Origin of the sequence: Cerasicoccus maritimus, assembly GCA_031296935.1 — a bacterium.
Classification (GTDB): domain Bacteria; phylum Verrucomicrobiota; class Verrucomicrobiia; order Opitutales; family Cerasicoccaceae; genus Cerasicoccus; species Cerasicoccus maritimus.
In genome coordinates this window covers 16,781-43,298 of the sequence record JAVDPD010000022.1, presented here as the reverse complement: position 1 = coordinate 43,298, position 26,518 = coordinate 16,781, and the positions used below count along the sequence as shown (strand labels likewise).

Below are 26,518 nucleotides of genomic sequence, written 5' to 3'. Positions count from 1 at the left end.
AAAATTTCCAGTGGAGGGTGCTTGCTTGGCTGGAGGGCAACGCTTCGTCGTTGCCGCAACCTGCCGGCCACTCTGCCTCTCCGGAAATCTGATCCCACCTAATGCGGCAACGACGAAGCGTTGCCCTCCAGCTACGGTGATCTTGCAACTGTGGCATACGCTGGTGCCTTAGGACTATCTAAAACGATATCGTCCATCGGACTTAGCTTCTTGAGGTGAAGAAGTGGAATATTGACCCCGAAGACGCTCTCCGACGATGACCACTTGAGTTTTTAGACGTCCTCTAAAATTGGACGGAGGACTGGAAGCCGATGACAAAGGCATTGCTGTACTGATGCGCGGCACCGGGGTTGATGATGTATTGCAGGTCCGGCTGGAAGGTGAACCACTGGTTGACCTGGATCATGTAGGTTAGTTCGATGACGGACTCGTATTTCTGCGCCGGAAGCCCACGGTTCGTCTGCGACTGCGCGAAGTCGTCACTGAATTCGCCGTAAACAAAGCCCAGCGCCAGGAAGTCATCCTTCCGCGACGGGATAATCGCGTCCCAGCGGGCACCACCGTAAAATGAATACGGCATCTGGTTTACCCGCTCGTCCGGCGCAATGCTGACGACAAACCACGGCGTGATGCCGGTCTTATCTCCCTTTGAATTGACGCCATTGGAATAGACCATTTGGTCGAACATCCAATACATCCCCCACTTTCCTTCGACCTCAGAAGAGGTGCCTGGCGGCGGCGGCGCTGGCAGGAACGTTTGGTGATCGCCCGTCACATAGTAGCCACCCATCGAGTAATTGCCCGGCAGCCCCGTTTGCCCGCTAATTTTCAATTCCGGCCGCCAGCCAAACATCCCCATGAAATAGGCGTTGTCGTAGTCGAATGACCAGTCCAGGCCATGGGCGCTGTTCCGATTCTGGTTCGGCGTTTTCGCACCGCCGTAGAGACCCCCTTGAATGAAAAACGACGACTCCTTCGGCGAGTATTTGATGAAACCGCCCCAAGTGGCGTTCGGGTAGGCATACATCGGCGAGTTGAGGAAGATCGACACCGGGTTGCCGTCGAAGGCGTTCTGGACGTAGCTCCAATAAATCGGGCGTGAAAGAAAGTCATCACCCTGCGCGATGCGGCCCAGCTTGGTCTCGATTTGTTTATCTAGCCACAGTTGACGCCAGTAGAGGCAGTAGAGCCGAAGGTTTTGCCCCCCATAGATTTGCTGAGTCTGGAAGACGTTGCCAATATAGTGATTCGACAAGCTCTTACCCGAACGCCAGACGGTCGTCATGTTGATCTTCGCGCCTTCGATGTTGGCGAGCTTTTCCAGATCAGCCTCGACGTCGAAGCCCATTGAACCGGTATAGGTAAAGCCTTGGTCGCGGCCACCGGTAACGTTGCCCAAGCTGTCGGTGACAAACTTCAGCGACAGCGTGAGTCCTTTTTCCGACAACCGCTTTCGCCCGTCGGCATTGCCGAGCAAGTATTGGTAATTCCACCAGTCGTCGAAAGACTCAGGCGGCAGAGGCTCGCTATACTCGGAGAAGAACGTCTCTTCGCCTTGGAGGTTAGCAGTCGAGGTAAACTCGTCGGCAGCATAGGAAATCGACGTCGCGGCCATGAGGCTCGCCACACAGAGGAACCCAAGCGGGCTCCGGGCAACTTTTATGTTCATCGTCGTGGGTATTCGGGGGTTCTAGACGACCACAAAAAAGCCCCAGTTGGGCGGGTTGTTTTTTAACGCGTATCCATTATGGGGCAGCCTTGTGGCAACAAGCAAAGGTGTGAGGTAGAAATCATAAGTCGCGATTGGAGTTGCGCTCAATCAGCGGGAGCATCTGACCGCGACGGAACAGCGTAACCTGCCCCGAGCTGGCCGAGACGACCAGCGCAATGCAGTCCGTGGCCATCGAGATCGAGGCCGCCGCCGCGTGCCGCGTGCCGAGGCCGCTGGGTAGTTGCTGGGGCAATTCGTTGGCGTGAATGAGCGTGCCGGCGGCTTCGAGCACGCCATCGCCACGAATGATAAACGCGCCGTCGAGCAGCGAAAACTCCTTCACGGTTTCGTCCATGAATGGGTTCAAAATATTGCGTTCTTCCGCCTCGTAGCCGAAGAACGGATTGAGCACGAGCTGCTTGGTGTGCGGACGCACTTGCTGGGAATCACCAAGCACAAAGAGCGAGCCAACCGGTTTGCCTTCGCGACCTTCGACGGAAAGCTCCGTCGCAATGGCGAGCACGCGCTCAAGCACTTCGGGCTTCACTGCGGCGGGCAGCATATCCGTCTGGCGCGTGAGCACGCTTTGGAATTCACGCTCCACATCGACGACGACCAGCGTGTCAAATTGATTGCTATGCGGCAGACCGCCCACACAGCAAAGGCGCTCGTTGTGCTTGATGATGCCGCGGGTCAAGCCGATCAGCATCGCACTACGCAGTTGCGACAAACGGCTGTGGCCGAACGAGCGCGCCGGAATGATCGCAGTGACGGTCTTGCTGTCGAAGGACGCTTCCGTAGCCGACTGTGTGACGAGAATCGTCTTCATGTCGCCGAAGGATTCCGTCAAATCAACGCCGCCGATGAAGGTGTCGCCGAAGACCATAATGGCCGAGCTCTGCGAGCCCTTGGCGACCTTGACCGCTTCCTTGAGGATCAGGCGGTTAAATTTATTGTCCTTGGTGCCCTGCTTGGTTCCGCTGCCGCCAAAAGTGGACGCCACCGATTCACGCAGTTCCGTGAGGTCCTTGGAATGCGTCAGCTTTTCGACGACACCGGGCTCCTGGAATGTCCGCGCCAATGAGGCAAGGACATTCAGATAAGACTTCTCCTTCTCCGAAGCGAGCAACAGAAAGATAAGCCGCATTTCGCGGTATTCATCGTGCCCTTCAAACTCCAGCCCACGCGGACAGCGCCCGATGGCGAACTGATAGGGACGCTTCATCGGAATGCGGACGTGCGGCAAGCCAATGCCACTGCCCAAATAAGTCGTCATCGTCTGCTCGCGTTCGATCAGCTCGCCCAGTAGTTGCTTTTTGGACATGCCTGCCTCCTCGGGAAGCTTGCACACCTCAAGCAATTCTTTGAGCGCGCCCTCCAAATCCGAGCTGACGATGTCGATGATTCGGGACTTGGAAATATACCGGTCTAGTCGCATGAAGGAGTTTTATTGAAAATGGGGCATTATGGCCCAACTGACAATCCTTTTCTTTGGTTATCAGCAGGTTATTGATCTCAATTTCGTAACGCGCAACGGAGAAATCAACGACTTGCGCGATTTCCGTTGCCAACACAGTTGAAGGAATGCTCCTTCCTGGGCTTCCAAATCAACCGGAAGAAAATCCGGCGCACCGACCAAGCGATGCAACGGTTCAAAACGCGGATCAAGGACATCACCGCCCGCAGTCGTGGCGGCTCAATGGGGCAACGCCTCAACGAGCTGCGCCAGTACGCGGTCGGCTGGTTCCATTACTTCAAAATAGGCCTAGCCTATGCTGAAGCTCTCCGTCTGGACCAATGGATGCGCCGAAGGGTGCGCCTGTGCTTCTGGAAGAACTGGAAGTGGGCCCGAACGCGTAGGTGCCGACTCATCGCGCTCGGGGTTGATCCCGAGCGGGTGAAACTCGCCTCGCGCTCACGCAAAGGCCTCTGGCGCTTGTCCCGAAACTCACTGGTCTGCCAGGCCCTCAACGACCAACACCTCAAAAACCAAGGCGTCCCGTCTCTGCGGGACCTCTGGGTCGTCTTCAAATACGGCGAGAAGGCCAAAACCTAATCGCCGGTCACTGTCTCTTCGGAACCGCCGTGATACGGACCCGTATGTCCGGTGGTGTGAGAGCGGGGGAGTCAAGGCCCCTCGCTACTCGATTCGCATTCCATTATTCACCTGTCGTCATCCAAAATATTACTAAGGTCATTAAAATTCCTTATTCTGTCCTCAGCTGCATTTATTGCAGACAAACTACTGTCGGAATCTCTTGCTTTCTCATAAAGTCTCCTAGCTTTTGTAAGATCCTTTTCAAAGCCAATTCCCAAAATCAGCATATCGGCCATGTCGATCATGCAGCTACCTTCTCCCAGCTCAATTCCTTTGTTATGCCAATCGATACAATCTTTTAAACAATCAGGACGGGAGCCGCTTTCATAATAATAGTATCGAGCAATATGCAATATCGCCGATGTATTATTACGTGCCGCCGCATCTTTGAGTAAACTGAGGCCCTTTTCTTGATCCTTATCAATCACCTTCTGATTCAAAATCTCTTCAGAATACCCTGCATTTCCCATGCCGCCATTCATGTAAAACCAACCCAAAGTGTAGATGGCATCAACATGACCGAGTGACGCTGACCGTTCAATATAGTCAAAGGCAAGCGAACGGTCGAAGTATCCAGCTAAGCCATCCTGTAAAATAACTCCAGCTTCGTATAGACAAATGGGATCATTGACTGCAATTCCCTGTTCAAAAACTCTAAGTGCTTTTGCTGGGTTCATTTTTACTAGGAACCCTCCGTATCGCAGTTTCATGCCTTTTTTGATTAACTTCGAAATATCAGTCATTCGTTGATTCTGCTAACGCTAAGAGTAGGTGTAATGGCGCTTAGTTAAGGTCTTGTTTCGGTAATTTTAAGGCCTGTCAAAACCTGTGATGGCGGGATTAAAAGCGTTGGCAAGTGCCGAGGCAAGCGCAGGTTGTTGTGATGTCTTTGCACACACCATTTTTTCCTGCTTTAGTTGGTCTGACTGGCGGTCGTCGTGGTGGTTTGTCCAACGTCCAGCGTGAGTGGGATGCGGGGCAGTGGCAGTCGCTTTATGAACTGCTTTTTCCGGCGAGCAGGCTCAGGCGCAGTGGTGAGCGTCAGCGTCTTTTTCCGACGAGCACGGCGTTCTATTCCTTGCTGCATCAGGGCTTGCATCCGGACAGTGCGGTGCGCGAGGCGCTTCAGTTTATTCAGGCCGACTGTTATGAGCGCCGCGCTTCGATGCCCGGCGCAGGAACCGGTGGTCTTTGTCAGGCGCAGCGTCGGGTGCCGCTGAGCTTGCTGGATGCGCAGCACCGGCGAACGGTGGAGCGACTCGACGCGACGATGGAGCCGGTTGTTGGCTTTGGCGCGCGGCACATCAAGCTGATCGATGGCACGGGGTTGAGCTGCGATGACACGGCTGCGAACCGCCACTACTTTCCACCGGCGGTTCAGTGCCGCAAGGGCTGTGGGTTCCCGCTGATGCAGCTGGTGGGGCTGTTTAGTTTGAACCACGGTGGCCTGCTCAAAACGGCGGTCACCGAGATGCCTGAAAGCGAGATTGTGGTTTTTAACGCCGAGATCGCCAGTGCGTTGGAGCCGGGCGACATCCTGGTTGGCGACACGGCTTACTACGCGTTTTGGAACGTGCACGAGCTGCGTCAACGCCAAGTTGACGCGGTTCTGGCCATGCCCGCCGACGCCGCACGGGGAGCCCGCACCGTGGCTTATCACGGCTGTGCGCAAGATCGCCTGGTCGAGCTGCATTTGCCCAACCGGCACCGCAAGCACCTGACTAAACTGTTCGTGGCCAGCCTGCCCAAACGCCAGTTTCTGCGCGTGATCGAGACCCGTCGCCTCGACGAGCAGGGCCGCCCCAAAGCGCTGTTTATCGCCACCACGCTGACCGATCCCCAGCGCTATCTGACCGAGAAAATCCTCGAACTTTACTTCCGCCGCTGGCAAGTCGAAGTCAACTTCCGCGACCTCAAGCGCACGCTCAACTTCCGGCACGTGCGCGCGCGTTCGCCCGAGATGGTCGAGCGTCGTTTGCGCGCGGCATGGATCGCCTACAACGTGGTGCGCATCGTCATGCTTGAAGCCGCCAAAGGCCACCTCGTTGCCCTGGAATCAGTCAGCTTCAAGGGCGCGCTCAAAGGGATCAAGGCCTACGCTCCGTTGATCCATCGACACCGGCGCTGCCGTTCCCGCGCCCGCGCAGCCTTCCACCAAATGCTCGAAGGCATTGCCCGGGACAAAGTCCCCCGCAGACCCAAACGTACCGAGCCCAGACGCGTCAAACTCAGAGACCGCAACTACCTCTACCTCACCAGACCAAGGCACATCGAAAAAACAATCATTGAACACCAAAAAGCCCGAATGAAACAACAGACGAAAAACACCCTTAACTAAGCGCCATTAAAGAGTAGGTGCGATGTGAATCGTCACCTACCTCGGTTTGTTCGATTTGTCGAAGTGATGTTTGGCTCAATGAAGACTGTGTCTATGTCATTAAAATATATCTGAACTGTCTGGTTTTCCTCCAATAGAAATAGCCCTGTGTCAGGAGGTGTTCTCAATGCTACAACATCCTCCTCTTGTCTCAGCTTGATTTTGTCTTCGTTGAAGTTGCCTTTTATGGTTTCTAAATTTCCAAACTCGCAGTATTTAATGTATCCATAGGGAGCCGTATTCGCTATGGAAAATGAATCTCTGATCGAGATAAGTCCTTGGCTGTATGCCTGAACGACAGTCGCATGCACGATATTATCTGATTCGTTTGATTTTTTCCTAGCTTGATCAGCACTGATAACTTCGGCCTTTATGACCTCTCGGTAACTACGATCTATGTTATTGCAACCGGTTAGAGCGATGACGGTGGCAAATAGTGCTAGAATAGAGTTTCTCATCGAACTATTAGTTATGCGACATAAATATGTCGCATAAGTGGATGGCGTAAAGGGTTGATGGTGGCTGTTGAGCCCCTGTTTTTGAGGGGGAATCGCACACGCCGTTGAAATATGTATACTTGCTAAAGGGGACGATTTGTCCCCTATTACTTATTCGACATGTATGATTGGGTGACATCGTGTTTGCAGGATAAGCAAGGGCTGTCTGACGGGCAGCGCGAGGCGTGGTTGATTACACTACGATGCTATTTCGGTTTTTGTGCCAAACGTCAATTGGCGAATCCGCTGGACAGTGAAGCGGGTAAGGTATTTTGGCGTGAGGCTGTACTGTCGCGGCAACTGTCGGCGGATCGGAAGGAGCAGTGTGGGCAGGCGCTGCGGTGGTTGTTTGAAGAGCTGGCGGCGCAGGATGCTGCGGGCGCGAAGATGCGATCGGCGATGCGCCTGCGTCATCTGGCCTTCCGCACCGAGAAGGCTTACATGGGTTGGTTGCGGCGGTTTATGGCGTTCATCCATCCAGCGGATGCCTTGACGGCATCGCCGCGGGAAGTGGTGCGTTTTTTGAGCTAGCTAGCGGAAGAGCGCGAACTGGCACCGAGTGCGCAGGATCAGGCATTTATCCATCTGAAACAACACAGGCGGTACGCCTGTGCTACGCAGTGACGCCACCCCAAATGTGCCGATGCATCGCCGAGAATTCGCCAATTCCTGCCCGAGGATCTAACAGTTCCTGCCCGAGGAACTGGCAATTCCTAACCGAGGAACTGGCGCGGAGCTGGGTAAAAGCACGTGCAGGCAGGCAAAAAAGGCATGGTCGGCACTGATTGCCAGCCATTTGCGAATTTCCGTTGCCAGCGGAAGCTCTGCTTTAATGATGCCAGTGAACATGACCACTCCCCACGCCAATTGGACCGCTATCGCCGCGACGGCTGAAAACCGCGTTATCGGCAACGGCAACGCCATCCCCTGGCGTTTGTCCGAGGACTTCAAGTTTTTCAAGCGCACCACCATGGGGCACGTGCTCGTGATGGGCCGCAAGACCTGGGACTCGATTGGGCGCCCCCTACCCGGCCGCGAAACCATCGTGGTTTCCCGCAACGCCTCGCCTGACGACGTGCCCGGCGCCACGCTTTTGCGCTCCCTCGAGGCCGTGGAGAAATTCGATGCCGCCGACCGCAAAATCTTCATCGCGGGCGGCGCGGAAATCTACCGTCAAACCCTGCCGTTGTGCAGCGAAGTCTTGCTGACGCGTGTTTATGGATCGCCCGAGGGTGACGCGTTCATGCCGGAGTTTGAAGACCTCTTCGAGCCCGTCGAAACGCTGCTTGAGTTCCCGGAGTTTGAGACGATTCGCTACACGAGGTTAAAGTAAAAAGTTTAAAGGCAAAAGCTAGCGCACCACAAAAAAGCCCCCGGCAACTTGGACTGCCGAGGGCTTCATCAAAATCGTTAAACAAGGCCTAGAAGTCGCCTTCCTTGGTTTCCATCGGCACCTTGTTGCTGGTGCGCAGCATGTAAACGGGCTCCTTGTTTTTGATCCAAATCTTCTGCTCTTTGGCGATGCGGGCGGGCACGTGTTCGCAAACTTCGGCGATGGTTTTCACCGGCATACGACGACCCTTCTTGCTGAGGTTGTGCTCGTAGGCGCAACGGAACAGGCGCTCCTCGGCCACGTAAACAGAGTCTTCTTCCGGGATCTGCAACACCCAGCCAACGAGATCGAGGCCCTCGAGCTTGCCTTCGGGGTCGGACACCATCATCACGAACTGCTTCTTGACGGGCGGCGGCTTCTCGTCTTCGTCTTCCTGCGCCTTGAGCTCAAGATTGATCTCCTCGATAATCTGGGCTACCGTACGCACATCGAGGCCGGTGCGCGTCATCACCATCTTCACTAAATCTACATCGACTTTCGCCATAGCCCGCTAAGCTCACGCACAGCCGCGCCGCTGGCCAGTCAATTTTCACTTTGGGCCGAAATTTGGTCGGCCGAGGCTTAAAATGGGGGTCGCCTCATGCCTTGGCTGGGTGGTCCATTCGGGTGCCCGCCTCCACCGTGTGGCGACATGCCCTGGTTGAACTTGCCGAAGCTGTCGTCCGGCTCGCCGAGGAAATAGCGTGGTGCAAAGGGGAACTCCTCCGTGAGGTAATATTGGTAAATGCCGTCCGGGTATTCGGCCGTGGGGCCGAATTTGCCGTTGAGCCAATCCAAGTCGCCGGACTTCGCAATGTATTCGTAGTCACGCGTGTATGCGCCGTCGGGCTTGCCGCCGGGACCGCCCTCGCGCTGGCCCTCTTTCAGACGCCAACTGGACTTCATGCCCTCCAAATAATAAATAGGATAACCGTCGGCCGCCCACCCCACCAGCAGCGGATAGTCCTTGCCCGCAGCAGGATCCTTTTTCTGCAGCTCTTTGACGAGCCCCCACGGAATGCCGTGGTAGTGATACATGCCGCTGGGCTGCACGTGCGCATTGTTCTGATCAACGCCCAAGCGGTCGGGCTCGGACTTCAAAATCGCCTCCTCGCGCCAGCTGCGGTCGTTGCGCCATGCCTCGCCGGTATTGGGATCGAAGGGTACCCCATTGACCGCCACGCCGAACAAGTAGCCATCGTAGGGACGCGCCCGCGCAGCACGCTTGGGCTTGAGCGGCACTTTGAAATTCAAATTCTGCGCGCTCATTCGATTGGGGTTTTTACGGTTGGGGAATTGGCCAACGTCGTGCGTCGGCTGATCCTTCGACGCGATGATCAAGTAATCGCCGGTTTGCGTAATCGACACTTCGCCCAAGGCAGGCGCCTCGGCAATGGAAGCATCTAAGTCAGTTCCGGATTCGTGAGCGTGGTCATCGTGCGCCAACAGCCAGGCGCAAGATGCAAGGTAGAGAGTAGCTAGAGTTTTTAAATTCATCTCAAAAACACCTAACCCCCACCACGAACTATTGTTTCATTAGTGAACCACTTTTCATCGAAGCATGCAGCTGGGTTGCGCTGTCCTCAGCCGTTGGTAGGCGATCAGGGAAGTCCAGCGTGTAATGCAGTCCGCGGGACTCCTTGCGCTGCAACGCGCAGTCGATAATCAGCTCGGCTACCTGGATCAGGTTGCGCAATTCGAGCAACGACATGTCGACTTTGAAATTCCAATAATACTCGGTAATTTCCTGCTGAAGATTTGCCACACGGGTCTTGGCGCGGCGCAGGCGCTTCGTGGTGCGCACAATGCCCACGTAGTCCCACATCGTGCGCTTGAGCTCGTCCAAATTGTGAGACAGCACCACGCGCTCGTCCGGGTCGCGCATGTCGCCATCGAGCCAGTCGGGAAGCTTGTGCGCGGTGGCCTTTTGCTTGTCCAAAAGATCAAGCGTCGTCTGCACGCCGTCGCGGGCGAGCACACAGGCTTCGAGCAAAGAGTTGCTCGCCAGGCGGTTGGCGCCATGCAGGCCGGTGCAAGCCACTTCGCCACAGGCCAGGAGGCCTTCGATGCTGGTGCGGGCCTGCAGGTCGGTCTTCACGCCGCCACACAGGTAATGGCAGGCCGGCACGACGGGGATCTTGTCCTTCGCCATGTTCACGCCCTGCTTGAGCAGCTCATCGAAAATATGCGGAAAACGGTGGCGCAGGCTTTCCTCGGACTGATCCGTGATGTCGAGCCAGAGGTGCTGGGCACCGCTCTTTTTCATCTCGCTGTCGATTGCGCGGGCCACGATGTCGCGCGGCGCCAGATCTTTGCGCTCATCATAGCGGCTCATGAACGCCTCGCCCTGCAAATTACGCAAAATCGCGCCCTCCCCGCGGACCGCTTCAGAGATCAGGAAGCGCTCATTGGTGTAGGTGAAAAGCGAAGTCGGGTGGAACTGGATAAACTCCATATTCCGCACTTCGGCGCCAGCGCGGTAAGCCATCGCAATACCGTCTCCAGTAGCGATGTCCGGATTCGTCGAGTATTGGTAAACCTGCCCCACGCCGCCGGTGGCCAGCATGACCACGCGCGCGCCAAAGGTTTCGACTTCGCCGTTTTGCGAATCGAGCACGTAGAGGCCGACCACTCGGTTCGCCGTGGGCCCCATCGACATGCCTTTGCGGCGGAGCTTTTCAAAAGTAATGAGATCGATCGCCATGTGGTGCTCGAGCACCTCGATGTTTTCACAGGCAGCCACTGCGTCCAAGAGCGCGGCCTCAATAGCGGCACCGGTCAGGTCCTTAACGTGCAAAATGCGGCGCTTGCTGTGCCCGCCCTCGCGGTGCAGCGACACGCGGCCATCGTCCAAATGCGTGAAGTCCACCCCCAGCTCGATCAGCTCCTGAATACGGGACGGGGCGTCACTGATGATGGCCCGCACGACGTCTTCATTGCACAAACCGTCGCCTGCGGTGAGCGTGTCTTTGACGTGCAATTCGAAGTCATCCGTTTGCGAAGTTACGCTAGCGATGCCACCTTGTGCGTAGTTGGTGCTGGATTCGGCACGGTTCTTTTTCGTGATGATCGCGACCCGGTGGCCCTTTCGACCAATGCCCAAAGCATAACTCAGCCCGGCAATGCCGGAGCCGACAACAATGACGTCAAATGTCTTCAAAAGTTATCGAAACGGTTTATTTTCAACGAGTAAAGGACTCTAAACTGAGGAATTAGCTAAGAAAATCAACGTATTTAATAAATTTCGTGAAAGGATGGAATAAATTCCCCGACTACATGTCATAACTAACACAAATACCATGAAAGACTTGCTTCTCATATTTGCCTTCATCGCCGTAGCGTCGGCGCTCTACCTGAATACCAGCGGCAACTGCGCCTTTAGCGGCACCACCGCAACCGCCCAAGCTGCCGCGGGAGATTCTGCAACCACCGTATCCATGGACGCTCAGCCCAACGTGCCTGCTGGCTGGGTAACCGACTATCAAGGCGCACTCGCCAAAGCAAAAAAGGAAGGCAAGGCCGTCCTGATCGACTTCACCGGCTCTGACTGGTGTGGCTGGTGCATCAAACTCGACAAGGAAGTTTTTGACCAAGCGGCATTTGAAGAATACGCCGAGAAAAACCTCGTCCGCGTTTACCTCGATTTCCCGAATAATAAGCCACAAACCGAGGCCCTCTCGAAGCAAAACGAGGAACTTGCCAAGAAATACGGGGTCCAAGGATTCCCTACGATCATGGTATTGGATTCCGACGGTCAATCGCTGGCCAAGATCGGCTACCAGCGCGGTGGCGCGGAAAAATATGTCGAAACACTCAAGGGCATCATTGATGGCACGGAGAAATCCTAATAAATTTCAGTCAGTATAAAGAGTAAAAGTTAGCAGCAGCATAGAGAGTGTCGGTTCGAAGCGAGCCGGCGCTCTTTTTTATGCCGGCTTAGTTCTACTTAGTTAGAAAGAATAGATCGCCACAAAAAGGCGCAAAAGAGCGCAAGACCAGTAGGCAGCGCAGCAAGTATTTGTGTTTTTTTGAGCCTTTTTGCGGCCATTTCCACCTCATGAACCTTCCTGATTCGGTCTAAATGAATTTAACGAAGTAGTCTTAGGCCAAGCTGGACTGATATGCTGCCAACAGCTGGTCTGCGGTCAGGTCCTGCAGGCCCTCGGGCGATTCTTGCCCAAACACCACGCGGTGCTCATCGCCGGGCGGCAACCACTCAACTTTACCCTCGTAGTCGCGAAACCAGGAAACCGTCGCCGTGTTCATCATCAGCGCCAGATGCAGCGCACCGGAATCTCCGCCAAAGTGACGCTTCGCGCGGCCAATCACCTCGGCCAATTCCAGCAGCGTCAACTCTCCGGCAAACACCTTCCAGGGCTGTTCGGACAAGCGGCTGAGCAACTCCGCAACCTTGCCCTTTTCGCGGTCGTTGGGGGCACAGGAAATAACGACCTTCGGGCCGTCATTGTCGGCAATCAGCGCGGCGACTAGCTTGGCAAGCTCGTCCATCGGAAGCTCTTTTAAATCCTGCGTCGTGCACGGGCTGATGTGAATGTAGTCGTGCCCGCCGTCGAGTTTGACATCCACCGCGGCTTTCACGTCAGCGGGGATTTCCACCGCGTAGCCGGCATCTTCACTCACGGGCAAACCAGCGGCCTTCAGGCAATCCAGTCGCTGGATAAACACCGGGCGCCCGCCCTGCCCCACGTCCACCGTGTGCGTGAAGCAGTATTTCCAGAACGCCGCTGGCTTCGGCGGCACGCGGCCCAATCGCCATTTCGCGCCACTCGTGCCAGTCAAAATACTGGAGCGATCCGAGCCGTTGAGGTTAATCACCGCGTCGTAGCCGCTGGTGCGGAGCCTTTTCACGCGGCCGAAATCCTCGTACCACTTCGGACCCTTGGGGAAACGCGGGTAGCCCAGAATCACGTCGATGCCCGGCACAACTTCGAGGATTTTCTTCGCCTTTTCCTCGGCCATCACGTGCAGCTCGGCCTTCGGCCAAGCGCGGCGGATCTCATGCAAAGCAGGAATCAAATGCACCGTGTCGCCCAGAAAGCCCAAATCGAGCACCAACAGGCGGCTCACATCGCGTGCTTGATCATAGAAGCTTCGGCCTTGCTCGTTCATTGCGTAATCGTTTTGGTGGAATGCTTTACCGGCGAACTGACGCCTAAAAATAGAATACTCCCAACCGTGCGACGCGAAAAAATCCTGGCAATCAAATTCAAGTTTCTCGGCGATGTGGCCATCATGGTCCCAGCGCTGAGAATGCTGCGCCAGCACCTGCCCGAAGCCGAAATACACGTCCTTGTGGCCGCCGAAGCCGCCACCGTGCTGGAGCGCCTGGACTGGATTGACAAAGTGTGGAGCCTTAAACGCCACCGCGGCAAACTGCGCCTCCGCGACAGTCTGCCGCTGATTCGCCAACTGCGCGCCGAGAACTTTGACCGCAGCGTGGACTTCGTGGGCAACGACCGCGGCGCCGTACTTTCCCGCATGATTGGCGCACGCGAACGCCTAGGCGTGCTCGCGCCCAAGGGCTTCAAAGGCAGGACTAAATGCTACACGCAAAGCTTGGAGCAGCTCGACACCACCCGCCACGAATGCGTGCGCGATGCCTACGTGCTGTCCGGTTGGGGCGTCCCCTTTGACCGCGAAGCACTGCGCTTGGAACTCGTCCCCAATCCTGATTTCGCTGCCGAGGCCGCTAAAATTCTCCCCGAACCCTGTCTCATTTGCCACCTGTCTACCAGCCAACCCAAGAAGGAATGGCCCATCGGAAACTGGGTGGAGCTCTACGGGCTGATGACGCAAGCCGGGCACAAAGTGGTCTTCACCGCTGGCCACACTGACCGCGAACAAGCCTTGCTAACCGAGCTCAAAGCCGCGCTACCAGAAGCAAACTGCCTGCCGGTTTTTAGCTCGCTGGAGTTATTCATTGCGACGATGGCGCGCGCCACGATGTTGATCTCGCCCGACACCGCGCCCCTGCATTTGGCGGCCGGACTCTGCGTGCCGACCGTTGGCTTCTTCGGCCCCACTGCTTCTTCCTGCTGGGCGCCGATTGGCCCGAAGAACCGCAGCATCCAAGGCGAAGCCTGTCCCTGCAGCGGGCACCTGCATGTTTGCAAAGAAAGCGTGCCCTGCATCAACACGGTGACTCCGGCGCGGGTTGCCGCCGAGGCGAAATCTCTCGCCGCAGCAATCGCGCGCTAAGCTAACCAGCAAACGCGGCCAGCGCCTGCTGAAAGTATTCCAGCGAATGAAGCTGCGCGTATTCTTCGTAGCCAGGGTCCGTAAGCGTGGCGCGGCCAGCCTCGATGTTCGACAGCTGCTTCAGCAAATCATCGCGACTCCCTAGCTGCGCGAGTAAACCCAAGCGATGCGTGCGAATGCGCTCGGCAAGCAGATCAAAGTCCGTGCCGATCACCGGGCGCTGCGCCGCGGCCGCGCGAGCAATGACGTTGGACGAGCCACGGTGCTCCTGATAAAGCAGCGAAACCCAGTCCGCCGCCGCGAAATAAACTGGCGTCATTTTCTCGGCAATGCGCTCATTCCACACGTAAGCGCGGCCTTGCTTCTTCAGCTCTTCGAGTGGCGCTTGGATTATGGGATCGTCTTCTAGTTTCCCCGCCACCAAGAGCTTGAATTTCGAGTCCGGCGGGAGCTGCTGAAATGCGTCAGACAACAGCGCCAAGCCCTTCCGTTTATTGCCCACTCCAAAGTGTAGCAGGTAGATTGCATCGGAGTCCAAGCCCAGCTTTTCACGCGCCGTTGCTTGATCCGGAGCCTTGGCTACTTCCGCCGCCGGGTCCGCCAAGGCATGATGCCGAATCGCTGGAAACTTTTCCTCGGCCAGCGCTGGCAAGCGTTCGTCCAAATAAAAGAAATCCGTGAAGCAGCCGGATTGATAAAGGTTACCAAAGCCACGCCTTTTCAAGAAAGCCGAGACTCCTGACTGCTGATCGAAGAGGTAGTTTGGCCGCAGGAAAATGCCACCGACTTTGCCTTTCAGCTCGGCTGGCAATTGCTTACCCCACGCGCAGGCGCGCAACAGGCTCGACATGTAGGAATCCATGCAGCAAAGGAACAGTCGCTCGCAATTGCTTGCCGCCATCACCGATGCCAGAGCGTGAAACGCAGCCAATGGCTTCTTCGGTTTGAAGGAGACGTCGATGTGCCATTCGATGCCCGCCGCCACCCCTGCTTCTTCCAGAAAAGTCCGCGTCGCCTCCTGCGTCGTGGCGATGGCGATGCGATGCCCCTCTCCGTGAAACGCATCACTGATGTATTTCAGGAAATACAGGTGATGCCCTTTGATCTCCGGTTCGTACAGCAGAATCTTCATGGCTACTCCTGCTCGCCGCGGTGCAGCGACTCGGCCCGCAATTGGTCGAACTTAGCCTTCACTTCGGGCGTCGTCTCGTATTCGTAGATCCGGCTGTGGCGCACGAAAGAGCTAAACGAGTTCACGATCGCAATGTAGAACCCCGGAAAGCCATCCAGAAAACCGAGGCGCAAAAAATAGCCGCGAACAAAGCGCCAGAACGGCCGAAAGATAATGCCCAACACGCTGAACTTTTTGCCCTTGTCGATCTCCCGTTGCAGGAAGATGTCAGAGAAATAACTGATCTTCCCGATCTGCGACGTGAGCGTCGGCGTCGAGTAGTGATGCAGGTCATGCTTGAGCTTATAGACGCTCCCTTCGACGCGCATGCTGTCGTGCTCCCGGGAGCCCGCCCACTTGCCGGAACCGTTCTTAAAAAGACGCAGCGAGCGGTCGGGATACCAGTCGCCGTGGGTAATCCAGCGGCCGAGAAACCAGTTTTTACGCGGAAAACTAGCCCCGCTAAAATCCTTGGCCAATGTCTTCAGAAACGCGCGAATCTCATCCTGCAATGCGCCGGACAGCTCTTCGTCGCAATCGACGCACAGCACCCAATCCTTGGTCACGTGCTGCAGCGCGATGTTCTTTTGGTCGCGGTGGCCGTGCCAGGTTTCGTAGATCACGCGCGCGCCGTATTCTTCTTGCGCAATGGTGTCCGTGCCGTCGTCGCAATCATTGACCACGAGGATAATCTCGTCCGCCAAATCCTTCACACTATCCAGGCAGCGCCGAATGATGGCGGCCTCATTGTGCGCAATTATCGATACAGAAAGGCTGGGGAAAGTTTCACTCATTGTCTATCGACCGACCGGCTCGATGAATCTAGGAAGATAGAAGCCGAACTTGAAAATGAAAGCACTAATTCCTGCACACCAAGCGCTTCCCATCTGCCTCGACAGCATCGCTGCCATTACCTTTGACGCCGCGGGCACGCTGATCGAGCCCTACCCGTCCGTCGGCGAAGTCTATGCCGAAGAGCTCGCTCTGCTCGGCTATCCGCTGGATTCCAACCTGCTGGAAACACGCTTTCGCGCGAGCTTCAAGGCGCTGAAAACGAACCGCCCGGGCGCAGTCCTCGACCGCGTAAGCTGGCGCGAAATCGTCTCTGGCACGCTGGACGGACTCACACCAGCCGAGACCTTCGACTCGCAATTCGACGCGCTATGGAATTCATTCGCGCAGGCCAAACGCTGGCGCATCCTGCCCGGTGCCGAAGCCGCACTACAGAAATTACAAGCTCGCGGGCTGCGACTGTTCGTGCTTTCGAACAACGATGCGCGACTCCACGGCGTGATCGATGGCCTGGGCCTCGCAGGCTACTTTGAGCAAGTCTTCGTCTCGGAGCAGTTCGGCGTGGAAAAGCCGAACCCTGAGATTTTCCACCGCGTGCGTGAAGTCATCGGCGCACCGACGGATGCAATACTCCACGTTGGCGACAGCCCGGCGGAAGACATCGAAGGCGCGCTGAATGCTGGTTGGCGGGCGGCGCTGGTCGGACCGAAAGCGTCAGTCGCAGAGTTCCCGACAGCCATTATTCGCGCGGCGAACATTGAGGAATTATTCGCTGAATAATTTCCTTCAGAAAAATGCATTGAAGCGTGCAAGGTTTTGGCAAACATTACGTCTATAAGAAAAAGATCTTTTCTGACGTATGTTTCTCGCAGTTTACAAATGGTTCACCCGTAACTTCTTAACGTGCCACGACGCGGCGCGTTTAGCGTCCGAATCCTGTGAGCGCGAATTGACCACTGGCGAGAAGATCAAGCTGAAGATTCTTTGCGTCATGTGCCCTTACACGGCCCGCTACGACAAACAAGTTGAGCTGATGCACGACAAGCTGGGCGCCTGCTGTGACGATATTGGCGAGCAAGCGGTGTCCGACGGTATGTCCAACGATTGCAAGGAACGCCTCAAGGCGAAGTTAGCTGCCATCGAGTAAGCCCTAAACGAAATACTGCGCGGTCAACCTGACCAGCACGTGTAGGCAAACGCAGGTTGCGACGCCGGCCGCTAAATCATCCACCACTACTCCAAGACCGCCCGGCATGCTTTGGAGTTTTTTAATGCCGAAAGGCTTGAGGATATCGAAGAGCCGGAACAGCCCAAAGCCCGCGAGCAGGATGATCCACGCCCAGCCGCCGAAGGCCACGATTGCTGGTTGGAGCCCCAGGAAGCACACCGGCAACGCGACCACTTCATCGAGGATCACTTCGCCCGGGTCTTGTTTAAACATCCGCTTCTCCGCCTCACCGCAAAACGCGATCGCGAGGTAGATCCAGATCGCCAGCATCACGAGATACCAGAACGGATGCAGCGGGAAAAACATCACCGTGTAGAGCAAGACGCCCGCGACTGAGCCATTGGTGCCCGGTGCTTTGCCGAGGTAGCCCAGCTGGCCGAGCGTCGCAACGTTATTAATGACGGGGCTCGGCAACAAGCTCGTCCAGGGATGCCATTTATCCGGATTCATTTATTGTTCGGTCTTATCGCCGGCTGGCGGCGTCGAGAATAAATACCAGTATTTCGTCATGTAGGTTCCGCCGGATTGCAAAGTCAGCGCGGCGGCAACGACGAACAGCGCCATGCCGATCCAATAAAACGTGGAAACGAGCCCGCCGCTCATCCCGAAGTCCTGCGAGAGCGAAAGCGCCAGGAGAAGAATCGAGCAGGCCACGATTTGGAAGACCGTCTTGATCTTGCCGCCCTGCTCTGCCGCGAGGACCACGCCGCGACTCGCCGCCACGAGGCGCAAGCCGGTGATCAGGAATTCGCGGCCGATGATCACGAGCACCAGAAACAAGCTCCAGCGCGGCAAAAAGTCCGGATGCGCCACGAGGATCACAAACATACCGACCATCAGCACCTTGTCCGCCAGCGCGTCCATCAGTTTGCCGAAGTCAGTAATCATTTTAAAGCGCCGCGCCACGTAGCCATCGGCCCAGTCGGTGATTGCGGCGATAATAAAGAGCACCAGCGCCGACAGCACCGCGCCTTTAAAGTCAGCGAACAGCAGCGCCGCGATCACAAAGAGAAACGCGATGCGGGACAGGCTGAGCAGATTAGGAAGATTCAAAGTGTTAGGTCGGGTTGGAGTTTCGGGCTCTTAATGAAGCGCAAAATCTCACATTACGCAGCACCCCGCCGCGCCCAAGCCAAAAATCGCCCCTTCGCACGGAAACCGCGAACCGGCACTGAAGCTAATGTAATCTCGTAAATTAAACGTTGCTAGCAGGCCACTTAGGGCCAATCTCCCTAGGCCATGGGCAATTTATTGGCAGGCGCAGGCTGGTTTCTCTATCCTTTGGCTCTTTGTTCGATCCTGATGGTCTTCATTCTGGTGGAGCGCCTCGTCGCGCTACGCAGCTCGAAGATCCTCCCCAAGTCGATCGTCGACAGCTTCGTGAAGGGCGACGTGCTGGAGCTCGAGGGCGATCACGAGTCGACTGCGGGCCGCATTTTGTTCTTCTACCAGCTCAACCGGCCGGACCCCGAGGCGCTCAAGGCCTTTGCCTCGCTGGAAACCGCCCGCCTTGAGCGCGGCATGTTCATCCTCGACATCGTTGTCGGCGCCGCCCCGCTACTCGGCCTGCTCGGCACGGTCACCGGCCTCATCGACGTCTTCAGCGGCATCGACCCGTCCAGCGGTATGCCCGACCCGACTCAATTCATGCAAGGCATTGCGATGGCGCTGACCACCACCATGCTCGGCCTGTCCATCGCGATTCCCGCCCTCGTCGGTGCCAGTTATTTAAACCGCCGCGTCGACCTCCTCACCGCGCAGCTCTTTGTGGGCGTCGAGCGCATGGTGGATTTGGCCAAGGGCCAGAAAGGTTAAAGGGAAAAGATTAAAGGAAAAAGCGCCAGCAACGACGTGCATTCCTTTAGCCGATCCAATTCACCACTCTGAAACTTTAATCTTTTTCCTTTTTACTTTTTCCTCCTTCTCATGAAACGCCTCCGTCCACGCCGCAAAGCCGAGATCAACATCGTGCCGTTGATCGACGTGCTGATCGTGCTCATTTTCTTCTTCCTGATGACGATGCAGTTTCGCAACCTCAACGTGTTGAACATCACCCCGCCGAAGATGGAAACCGCGGGCAAGGCCGGAGAGGTCGACCAGCTCGTCGTGGGCATCACCCCCGAAGGCGAATACTTCCTGAACAACGAAAAGATTACCGAAGACGAAATCAAAGTCGCCTTCGCCGAGGCCGCTCAGCAGGAGCAAAAGCCGAACATCCTCGTCCAGGCCGATGAAGACGTGCCGCTCAAATACGTGACCTTCGTGATGGATGAATCCAACAAGGTCGAGCTGGGCAAAGTCCGGCTTCAGGCGCGCTAACCGAACGTCTATTCAGTCGGCACCCCTCCCTGTTTCGCCCCAACTCCAGACTGGTGTTGGGGTAACTCATGCCCGTGTGTTGCGTCGACACACCCACTGGTGTTGGTGGTTACGCCCGTGGACGTAGCCCATTTACGTCCGTGGACGTAGCATAGTTACGTCCCGGGACGTAGGCCCCTTACGTCCGTGGGCGTAAGGACCAACAACCGAGGCTACGTTACTGCAATACAGCAACTTATGCGTATCCAACAACCGGCTAGGTTCAGTCATGCATGACCATTATGGCTCAATCAGAAGCGCCAGCGTTTTCAGGCATAAAATTATCCATTGAGATAAAAACGTCTCCCTTTTTAGCGCTTGGCACAAAAATACCACCATTTTTAGCTTGAAAAGCAAAATATAGCTGCTTTTTTAGCTTTCAGTTGCATTTACTCATGGCCTCCAACGAAACCACACTCGATTTCTCCATTGTCCGCGACATGCGTAAGCGGGCGGGCATGACGTTGGAGGATGTTTCCAAGCTCTGTGGCATCACCATCGCCGGCCTGTCGAAGCTGGAGCGCAACCAGAACATGATCGAGCTCGACACCCTTTACCGCCTCGCGCGGGTGTTTGGGCTCTCCGCCACCGATCTGCTGAACCTCGCCGAATCCTGCTCGGCCACAAAGAAGGATCAGGATAGCTACACCAGCGGTCCGTTCGACTTCGACCGCGTCGACTTCAAGGGCATCCAGTGCTACCAGGCCACAGCGAAGGCCGGTTCGCAGCTGTCCAAGCCCGAAGCCCACGGCGACGACTTTGAAATCTGCTGGCTCAAGTCCGGCAAAATGCAGATCAACCTCCCCCGCGAAAAGCACCTGCTTGAGCCCGGCCAGGCGCTCAAGTTCGACGCCGCGTTGGAGCACACTTACGAAATCCTGGAAGACAGCGAAATCACTATCATCCACCTCAACAAGGCACACCGCTTTTAAGAATCGCCGCAAAGAAGCACAAAACACACAAAACTTCCCGTCTCCAATTTTGAGTTTTTTTGCGCCTCTTGGCGGCCAACCAAACCACATCCCCAACCTTACGAACTTACACACCTACGAACCCTACGAACTTTTAAATCCCTATGATCGACTTAAACTCCGCTCCCGAACTCAAGTCCCTCGAGCCGCAGCTCAATCAATTCTTCGACCTGGCCAAGACCAAGATCGCGGCCATCGACGCCGAATACGACGACGCCAAGGGCTCGCCCGTTTTCACCGTCGAAGGCAAATACACCACCCGCGGCTGGACCGAATGGACCGAGGGTTTCCGCTACGGCATCTCCGTGCTCCACTTTGACGCCACCGGCGACGAGGAAAGCCTCGCCTCCGGCCGCAAGCGCACCGTCTCGAAGATGGCCAACCACGTGAGCCACATCGGTGTACACGACCACGGCTTTAACAACTTGTCGACCTACGGCAACTTGCGCCGCCTCATGCTCGAAGGCCGCATCCCCGAGAACGAGTGGGAGCGCAATTTCTACGAGCTCGCGATCAAGGTCTCCGGCGCCGTGCAGGCTGCCCGCTGGACCAACCGTCAGGGCGGCGGCTTCATCCATTCTTTCAACGGACCGCACTCGCTCTTCGTCGATACGATCCGCAGCTGCCGCATTTTGATGGTCGCGCACCGCCTCGGCCACGTGCTCATGGGCGAAGGCGACAAGCCGATCAACCTGCTCGACCGCGCGCTACAGCACATCGAGTCCACCGCGAAGTATAGCGTGTTCTACGGCGAAGGCCGCGACAGCTACGACGAGCGCGGACGCACCACGCACGAAGCGATCTTCAACACCAAGGACGGCGCCTACCGCTGCCCGAATAGCCAGCAAGGCTACACCGGGTTCAGCACTTGGACCCGTGGTCAATCCTGGGCCATCGTTGGCTTCGCCGAAGAGCTCGAGCTGCTCAAGGAATTCTCCGACGAAGAGCTCGCCGAGTTCGGTGGCCGCGAAGCCATTGAAAGCATGATGCTGAAAGGTGCCACCGCGACAGCCGACCACTGCATCGAAAACACGCCCGTCTGCGGCATTCCTTACTGGGACACCGGTGCTCCAAAGCTCCACTTGCTCGGTGATTACATGGACCGCCCGGCCGATCCTTACAACGCCTACGAGCCCGTCGACAGCTCCGCCGCCGCGATCAGCGCGCAAGGCATGTTCCGCCTCGGCAAATACTTCGAAGCCAAGGGCGACACCGCCAACGCCGAGAAATACACCAAGGCCGGCATCAAGATGGCGTCCAGCCTCTTCAGCGAGCCTTACCTCTCGACCGACCCGAAGCACCACGGCCTCATCCTGCACTCCATTTACCACGAGCCCAACGGCTGGGACCACAAGCCCGAAGCCGGCAAGGCCGCCCGCGGCGAGTCCTCCATGTGGGGCGACTACCACGCCATGGAGCTGGCGGTTTACCTGCAGCGCCTGATTCAGAATAAGCCGTATTACACCTTCTGGGCCTAAGAAAATAACGGTTCGTAAGTGTGTCAGTGCGTAGGTGCATAAGTAAAACACCGAAACAACTTACACACTTGCACACCTACAGACTTACACACCTATGCTTCGCACCGGCCTCACTTCTATCACCTTCCGTCCATTGTCCGTCGATGAAATCATCGCACTCGTCAAAGAGTGCGGCATCGACGGCATTGAATGGGGCGGCGACGTTCACGCAAAGCCCGGCGAAATCGAAGTCGCCAAGGAAATCAAGGCAAAGTGCGACGCCGCCGGCATCGACTGCCAGTCCTACGGTTCTTACTACCGTTGCGATGAAGAAGCCGGCGCCTTCGATGACGACCTCGCCACCGCGCAAGCTCTCGGCTCCACGGTGATCCGCGTTTGGGCTGGTCGTAAAGGTTCGGATGTGGCCGACGCTGCCTACCGCGCCGAGGTGGCTGAGTCGCTGCGCAAAGCCGTCACCGCGGCAACCGCAGCGGGCATCACCATCGCGCTCGAATACCACGGCAACACCTTGACCGACACGCAGGCTTCCGCGCACCAGCTGCTCGCCGAAGTCGGCCTGCCCGAGCTCAAGCTCTACTGGCAGCCGCGCTCTGGCGGCACGCTGGAAGACGACTTGGTCCAGCTCAAGGCCGCCCTCCCCGTCATGTCGCATGTGCATTGCTTCCACTGGGGCCCCGGCGGTTGGAACGACAAGCTGCCGCTCGCCGACGGCATTGCCGCGTGGACCGAATACCTGAAGCTCATCAAGCAGGCCGAAGGCGACCGCTACATTATCACGGAATTCGTCGCTGGCGATACGCCCGACCAATTCCGGGCCGACGCCAAGGTCCTCAAGCAACTAATCGCAGATTCATAGCCACAAGAAAGCACAAAAGAACACAAAAACACCTAACTACATTTTGAGTTTTCTGTGCCTTTTCGTGACAAACAATTTTATACAATGGACAACCTCGACCGACTTGCCATCCACACGATGACCACCAAGCCCTGGGACCTCCCTACGGCTTGCGCCAAGTATTCCGCCGCCGGTGTGCCCGGCGTTGGCCTCTGGCGTCAATGGCTCGACGGCCGCCCACTGGCCGAGTCCAAGCAGATGCTCGACGACCACGGCCTCAAGGCGGTGTCGCTCGTCCGCAGCGGCTTTTACCCATATCTCAACGCCGCCGAAAAGCAGGCCTCGTACGATGACAACATCAAGGCGCTCGACGAAGCTGCCGCCGTTGGCGCCCCGCAAGTCGTGCTCGTTTGTGGCGCGAAGCCCGAGCTGAGCATCACCGAAAACCGCAAGCAGATCACCGAAGGCATCGGCTCGCTGATCGACCACGCGAGCAAGGTCGGCGTGAAGCTTTCCATCGAACCGCTCCACCCGATGTATGCCGACTGCCGTAGCGCCGTGAATACCATCGGCCAGTGCAACGACATGATCGACCAACTCGGCGACGAGTGGGTCGGCATCGCGGCCGACGTTTACCACATCTGGTGGGACCCGCAGCTCGAACAGGAAATCAAGCGCGCGGGCAAGCGCATCATCGGCTTCCACGTTTGCGACTGGATGACCCCCACCGCCGACATGCTCAACGACCGCGGCCTCATGGGCGAAGGTTGCATCGACAACCGCGGTATTCGCGAGCTCGTTGAAGCCACCGGGTTCGACGGCCCGATCGAAGTCGAAGTCTTCTCCACCCGCCACTGGGCAACTGACCAGGACGAGTATCTCAAAAAGATCATCAGCGCCTACAAGCAGCACGTTTAGGCAATTATCAATTTTCAACCATCGGTTATCAATTTTCAGTGAGCACAAATCACCCCTACGGAATCGATAACTGACCCCTGACAATCGACCACTGACAATTAACCAAATCCTTATGAAAACTCACCGTATCGGCATCATCATGAACGGCGTCACCGGACGCATGGGCACCAACCAGCATCTGCTTCGTTCCATCGACGCGATCATCAAGCAAGGCGGCGTTAAGGTCTCCCCGACCGAAGTCATCATGCCCGACCCGATCCTCGTTGGCCGCAACGAAGTGAAGCTAAAGGCCCTCATCGACCAGACCTCCGTCACGAAGTACACGACGAACCTCGACGAGGTCATGAACGATCCGGCATACCCGATCTACTTCGACGCTCAGAGCACGCTGCGCCGCTTCGACGCCGTCAAGCAGGCTGCCGCCGCCGGCAAGCACGTTTACTGCGAAAAGCCGACCGCCATCACCACCGAAGATGCTTACAAGCTCTACGAAATCTGCCGCGACGCCGGCGTGAAGAACGGTGTTGTCCAGGACAAGCTCTGGCTGCCGGGTCTCGTAAAGTTCCAGCGCCTCGTGGAAAACAATTTCTTTGGCGAAATCATGTCTGTCCGTGGCGAATTCGGCTACTGGGTATTCGAAGGTCACACCGTTCCGCCGCAGCGCCCGTCCTGGAACTACCGCAAGGAAGACGGCGGCGGCATGATCATCGACATGCTTTGCCACTGGCGCTACGTGATCGACAACCTTTTCGGTTCCGTCAAGAGCGTGTCCTGCCTCGCCGCAACACACATCCCCGAGCGCATTGACGAAGAAGGCAAGCCCTACAAGTGCACCGCCGACGACTCCGCCTACTCGACCTTCGAGCTCGAAAACGGCGTCATCTGCCACTTCAACTCCTCTTGGAATGTGCGCGTTCGCCGCGACGACCTGTTGACCATGCAAGTAGACGGCACCAAGGGCAGCGCCATCGTCGGCCTGCGCGACGTCTGGACCCAGCACTACGGCAACACGCCGCGCCCGGTTTGGAACCCCGACATCAAGCAGCCCATCGATTTCTTTGACGGCTGGCAGAAGGTTCCGGAACAGGAAACTTACGACAACGCTTTCAAGATTCAGTGGGAAATGTTCCTGCGCCACGTCGTGCTCGACGAGCCGTTCCGCTGGAACCTGCTCGAAGGCGCCAAGGGCGTGCAGCTCGCAGAATACGGCCTCAAGAGCAGCGAGGAACGTCGCTGGTTGGACCTCCCGGAACTGAAGGCGTAATAGAAATTGTCAATTGTCGGTTTTCAATTTTCAGTGGTCAGTTCATGAGCGATGCAAAGCAACAATGGGCTGACCAAATTGAAAACCGACTGATTGATTTCGGCGCTGATATTATCGGCTTCACTGAATCACTACCGAAGAGTTTCGCAGGCATTCATATCGGCAAGCAATTGCTCAGAGCAGGAACATCGCCAGCTCCGAACTTTGCCGAGGCACGCGGAGCGGAAAGCAGACAAGACTTCGTCCATAAGCTCAAGATAGTCATCAAGGAACTAAACGAGACCCAAGTCTGGCTCAAGATGCTAAGTCGAAGAAATATCGGCAACACATCAGCCACGAGCTCATTACTCAGCGAAGTCGGAGAACTCAGCCGAATCATCAATGCGTCAATAAAGACCGCAAAATCCAATCGATAATTGATAATTGAAATATGACTACTGAAAATTCTTCAAAGCCCGTCGCGCTAGTCACCGGCGGTTCGCGTGGAATCGGCTTCGGTTGCGCCGCCAAGCTTGCGGAACTCGGATTCAATGTCGCCATCAATGGGATGCGCGACGAGTCCGCCGTCAGCGAGCCGATCGAAAAGCTCAAGGCGCTCGGCGCTGAGGTGCTTTACTGCCAGGGCGACATCGGTTCGGCCGATGCCCGCGCTGCGATGCTCGGTAAGATCAAGGAACGCTTCGGCAAGCTCAACGTCCTCGTGAACAACGCGGGCGTCGCGCCAAAGGAGCGTAAGGACATCCTGGAAGCCACCGAAGAAAGTTTCGACTATGTCGTCGGCACCAACGTCAAGGGCCCTTACTTCCTCAGCCAGGCTGCGGCCAACTGGATGATCGAGCAAAAGGCCGCCAACGCGGACGAGTTCTTCACGATCATCAACGTGGGCTCAATCTCGGCAACCGTCGTTTCGACCAACCGCGGCGAGTACTGCGTATCGAAGGCTGGCATCGCCATGATGTCTCAGCTGTTTGCCGCGCGTCTCGGCGAGTATGACATTCCGGTTTACGAAATTCGCCCGGGCGTCATCAAGACCGACATGACTAGTGGCGTGACTGATAAGTATGATAAGCTGATCGGCGATGGCCTGTGTGTCACTAAGCGCTGGGGCTTCCCGGAAGACATCGGCAAAGCAGTGGGCTCGCTCGCCAAGGGCGACTTCCCCTACTCGACCGGTCAGGTGATTATGATTGACGGCGCCCTCACGATGCCGCGTCTGTAAATCAAACCCA

The 26,518-nt window shown here is 56.6% G+C and carries 29 protein-coding genes; 17 read left to right on the top strand and 12 right to left on the bottom strand.

The annotated features are described in order from the left end of the window. Positions 1-283: 283 nt before the first annotated feature. Positions 284-1,669: a carbohydrate porin gene (locus tag RBB62_RS13685; RefSeq protein ID WP_309399502.1), complete on the bottom strand. Its 1,386-nt coding sequence runs from the start codon at positions 1,667-1,669 to the stop codon at positions 284-286. Between the two features lie 121 nt (positions 1,670-1,790). Then, a complete protein-coding gene (locus tag RBB62_RS13680) occupies positions 1,791-3,149 on the bottom strand; it encodes a diadenylate cyclase (protein WP_309399501.1) in 1,359 nt (452 codons plus the stop codon). A gap of 204 nt (positions 3,150-3,353) precedes the next feature. Here RBB62_RS13680 and RBB62_RS13675 point away from each other — a divergent pair, with 204 nt between their 5' ends. Beyond that, entirely contained in the window at positions 3,354-3,767 is a 414-nt protein-coding gene (locus RBB62_RS13675) for a group II intron maturase-specific domain-containing protein (RefSeq protein WP_309399500.1), read from the top strand. A 107-nt stretch (positions 3,768-3,874) separates the two neighbouring features. Here the strand turns inward: RBB62_RS13675 and RBB62_RS13670 are convergent, their stop codons facing one another. Then, on the bottom strand, positions 3,875-4,552 hold the full coding sequence (locus tag RBB62_RS13670; protein WP_309399498.1) for a tetratricopeptide repeat protein: 678 nt from the start codon (positions 4,550-4,552) through the stop codon (positions 3,875-3,877). 140 nt (positions 4,553-4,692) lie between these two features. On the opposite strand from RBB62_RS13670, the gene RBB62_RS13665 reads away from it, so the two are divergent. Next, positions 4,693-6,147, top strand: coding sequence for an IS4 family transposase (locus RBB62_RS13665; protein ID WP_309399496.1), 1,455 nt, complete (start codon positions 4,693-4,695; stop codon positions 6,145-6,147). A 32-nt stretch (positions 6,148-6,179) separates the two neighbouring features. On the opposite strand, the gene RBB62_RS13660 is transcribed toward RBB62_RS13665, so the two are convergent. Then, complete coding sequence (locus tag RBB62_RS13660) at positions 6,180-6,644, bottom strand: hypothetical protein (RefSeq protein ID WP_309399495.1); 465 nt, start codon at positions 6,642-6,644, stop codon at positions 6,180-6,182. Between the two features lie 159 nt (positions 6,645-6,803). Here RBB62_RS13660 and RBB62_RS13655 point away from each other — a divergent pair, with 159 nt between their 5' ends. Next, positions 6,804-7,214 carry a phage integrase N-terminal SAM-like domain-containing protein gene (locus tag RBB62_RS13655; protein ID WP_309399494.1) on the top strand — a complete coding sequence of 137 codons (411 nt, stop codon included), beginning with the start codon at positions 6,804-6,806 and terminating at the stop codon, positions 7,212-7,214. A gap of 316 nt (positions 7,215-7,530) precedes the next feature. Further along, complete coding sequence (locus RBB62_RS13650) at positions 7,531-8,016, top strand: dihydrofolate reductase (protein WP_309399493.1); 486 nt, start codon at positions 7,531-7,533, stop codon at positions 8,014-8,016. Positions 8,017-8,104: 88 nt separating this feature from the next. Here the strand turns inward: RBB62_RS13650 and RBB62_RS13645 are convergent, their stop codons facing one another. The 3 genes from RBB62_RS13645 to nadB form a co-directional block, all read right to left on the bottom strand. Continuing rightward, positions 8,105-8,560 carry a hypothetical protein gene (locus RBB62_RS13645; protein WP_309399492.1) on the bottom strand — a complete coding sequence of 152 codons (456 nt, stop codon included), beginning with the start codon at positions 8,558-8,560 and terminating at the stop codon, positions 8,105-8,107. A 77-nt stretch (positions 8,561-8,637) separates the two neighbouring features. Continuing rightward, positions 8,638-9,552: a YHYH protein gene (locus RBB62_RS13640; protein ID WP_309399491.1), complete on the bottom strand. Its 915-nt coding sequence runs from the start codon at positions 9,550-9,552 to the stop codon at positions 8,638-8,640. Positions 9,553-9,580: 28 nt separating this feature from the next. Continuing rightward, positions 9,581-11,215: an L-aspartate oxidase gene (nadB, locus tag RBB62_RS13635; protein ID WP_309399490.1), complete on the bottom strand. Its 1,635-nt coding sequence runs from the start codon at positions 11,213-11,215 to the stop codon at positions 9,581-9,583. A gap of 139 nt (positions 11,216-11,354) precedes the next feature. Here nadB and RBB62_RS13630 point away from each other — a divergent pair, with 139 nt between their 5' ends. Next, positions 11,355-11,903 carry a thioredoxin family protein gene (locus tag RBB62_RS13630; RefSeq protein WP_309399489.1) on the top strand — a complete coding sequence of 183 codons (549 nt, stop codon included), beginning with the start codon at positions 11,355-11,357 and terminating at the stop codon, positions 11,901-11,903. A gap of 253 nt (positions 11,904-12,156) precedes the next feature. On the opposite strand, the gene RBB62_RS13625 is transcribed toward RBB62_RS13630, so the two are convergent. Beyond that, a complete protein-coding gene (locus RBB62_RS13625) occupies positions 12,157-13,185 on the bottom strand; it encodes a glycosyltransferase family 9 protein (RefSeq protein ID WP_309399488.1) in 1,029 nt (342 codons plus the stop codon). A 66-nt stretch (positions 13,186-13,251) separates the two neighbouring features. Between RBB62_RS13625 and RBB62_RS13620 the strand changes: the two genes are divergently transcribed. Then, complete coding sequence (locus RBB62_RS13620; RefSeq protein WP_309399487.1) at positions 13,252-14,274, top strand: glycosyltransferase family 9 protein; 1,023 nt, start codon at positions 13,252-13,254, stop codon at positions 14,272-14,274. A gap of 1 nt (position 14,275) precedes the next feature. Here the strand turns inward: RBB62_RS13620 and RBB62_RS13615 are convergent, their stop codons facing one another. Together RBB62_RS13615 and RBB62_RS13610 are read right to left on the bottom strand one after the other, a co-directional pair. After that, positions 14,276-15,406 (bottom strand): glycosyltransferase, encoded by a 1,131-nt coding sequence (locus RBB62_RS13615; protein WP_309399486.1) that lies wholly within the window; start codon positions 15,404-15,406, stop codon positions 14,276-14,278. Between the two features lie 2 nt (positions 15,407-15,408). Further along, positions 15,409-16,239 (bottom strand): glycosyltransferase family 2 protein, encoded by an 831-nt coding sequence (locus tag RBB62_RS13610; RefSeq protein ID WP_309399485.1) that lies wholly within the window; start codon positions 16,237-16,239, stop codon positions 15,409-15,411. Between the two features lie 55 nt (positions 16,240-16,294). On the opposite strand from RBB62_RS13610, the gene RBB62_RS13605 reads away from it, so the two are divergent. Both RBB62_RS13605 and RBB62_RS13600 read left to right on the top strand, forming a co-directional pair. Beyond that, positions 16,295-17,017, top strand: coding sequence for an HAD-IA family hydrolase (locus RBB62_RS13605; protein ID WP_309399484.1), 723 nt, complete (start codon positions 16,295-16,297; stop codon positions 17,015-17,017). A 79-nt stretch (positions 17,018-17,096) separates the two neighbouring features. Then, positions 17,097-17,384 (top strand): hypothetical protein, encoded by a 288-nt coding sequence (locus RBB62_RS13600; protein WP_309399483.1) that lies wholly within the window; start codon positions 17,097-17,099, stop codon positions 17,382-17,384. A gap of 3 nt (positions 17,385-17,387) precedes the next feature. Here the strand turns inward: RBB62_RS13600 and RBB62_RS13595 are convergent, their stop codons facing one another. Together RBB62_RS13595 and pgsA are read right to left on the bottom strand one after the other, a co-directional pair. After that, positions 17,388-17,915: a phosphatidylglycerophosphatase A family protein gene (locus RBB62_RS13595; RefSeq protein WP_309399482.1), complete on the bottom strand. Its 528-nt coding sequence runs from the start codon at positions 17,913-17,915 to the stop codon at positions 17,388-17,390. Next, positions 17,916-18,518: a CDP-diacylglycerol--glycerol-3-phosphate 3-phosphatidyltransferase gene (gene pgsA / locus RBB62_RS13590; RefSeq protein WP_309399480.1), complete on the bottom strand. Its 603-nt coding sequence runs from the start codon at positions 18,516-18,518 to the stop codon at positions 17,916-17,918. A 186-nt stretch (positions 18,519-18,704) separates the two neighbouring features. Here pgsA and RBB62_RS13585 point away from each other — a divergent pair, with 186 nt between their 5' ends. The 9 genes from RBB62_RS13585 to RBB62_RS13545 all read left to right on the top strand — a co-directional run bounded on the left by RBB62_RS13585 (position 18,705) and on the right by RBB62_RS13545 (position 26,508). Further along, positions 18,705-19,280: a MotA/TolQ/ExbB proton channel family protein gene (locus RBB62_RS13585; protein WP_309399479.1), complete on the top strand. Its 576-nt coding sequence runs from the start codon at positions 18,705-18,707 to the stop codon at positions 19,278-19,280. Between the two features lie 111 nt (positions 19,281-19,391). Further along, positions 19,392-19,784: an ExbD/TolR family protein gene (locus tag RBB62_RS13580; RefSeq protein ID WP_309399478.1), complete on the top strand. Its 393-nt coding sequence runs from the start codon at positions 19,392-19,394 to the stop codon at positions 19,782-19,784. A 434-nt stretch (positions 19,785-20,218) separates the two neighbouring features. Then, a complete protein-coding gene (locus RBB62_RS13575) occupies positions 20,219-20,755 on the top strand; it encodes a helix-turn-helix domain-containing protein (protein WP_309399476.1) in 537 nt (178 codons plus the stop codon). A gap of 143 nt (positions 20,756-20,898) precedes the next feature. Further along, positions 20,899-22,272 carry a glycoside hydrolase family 88 protein gene (locus RBB62_RS13570; RefSeq protein ID WP_309399475.1) on the top strand — a complete coding sequence of 458 codons (1,374 nt, stop codon included), beginning with the start codon at positions 20,899-20,901 and terminating at the stop codon, positions 22,270-22,272. A gap of 94 nt (positions 22,273-22,366) precedes the next feature. Next, the gene (locus RBB62_RS13565) at positions 22,367-23,128 is read left to right on the top strand and encodes a sugar phosphate isomerase/epimerase family protein (RefSeq protein WP_309399474.1); all 762 of its coding nucleotides are present in this window, start codon (positions 22,367-22,369) and stop codon (positions 23,126-23,128) included. Between the two features lie 84 nt (positions 23,129-23,212). Further along, the gene (locus RBB62_RS13560; RefSeq protein ID WP_309399473.1) at positions 23,213-24,025 is read left to right on the top strand and encodes a sugar phosphate isomerase/epimerase family protein; all 813 of its coding nucleotides are present in this window, start codon (positions 23,213-23,215) and stop codon (positions 24,023-24,025) included. A gap of 112 nt (positions 24,026-24,137) precedes the next feature. Next, positions 24,138-25,289 (top strand): Gfo/Idh/MocA family protein, encoded by a 1,152-nt coding sequence (locus tag RBB62_RS13555; RefSeq protein WP_309399472.1) that lies wholly within the window; start codon positions 24,138-24,140, stop codon positions 25,287-25,289. A 44-nt stretch (positions 25,290-25,333) separates the two neighbouring features. Next, positions 25,334-25,705 (top strand): four helix bundle protein, encoded by a 372-nt coding sequence (locus tag RBB62_RS13550; protein WP_309399471.1) that lies wholly within the window; start codon positions 25,334-25,336, stop codon positions 25,703-25,705. A 14-nt stretch (positions 25,706-25,719) separates the two neighbouring features. Beyond that, positions 25,720-26,508: a 3-ketoacyl-ACP reductase gene (locus RBB62_RS13545; RefSeq protein ID WP_309399470.1), complete on the top strand. Its 789-nt coding sequence runs from the start codon at positions 25,720-25,722 to the stop codon at positions 26,506-26,508. Positions 26,509-26,518 lie beyond the last annotated feature (10 nt).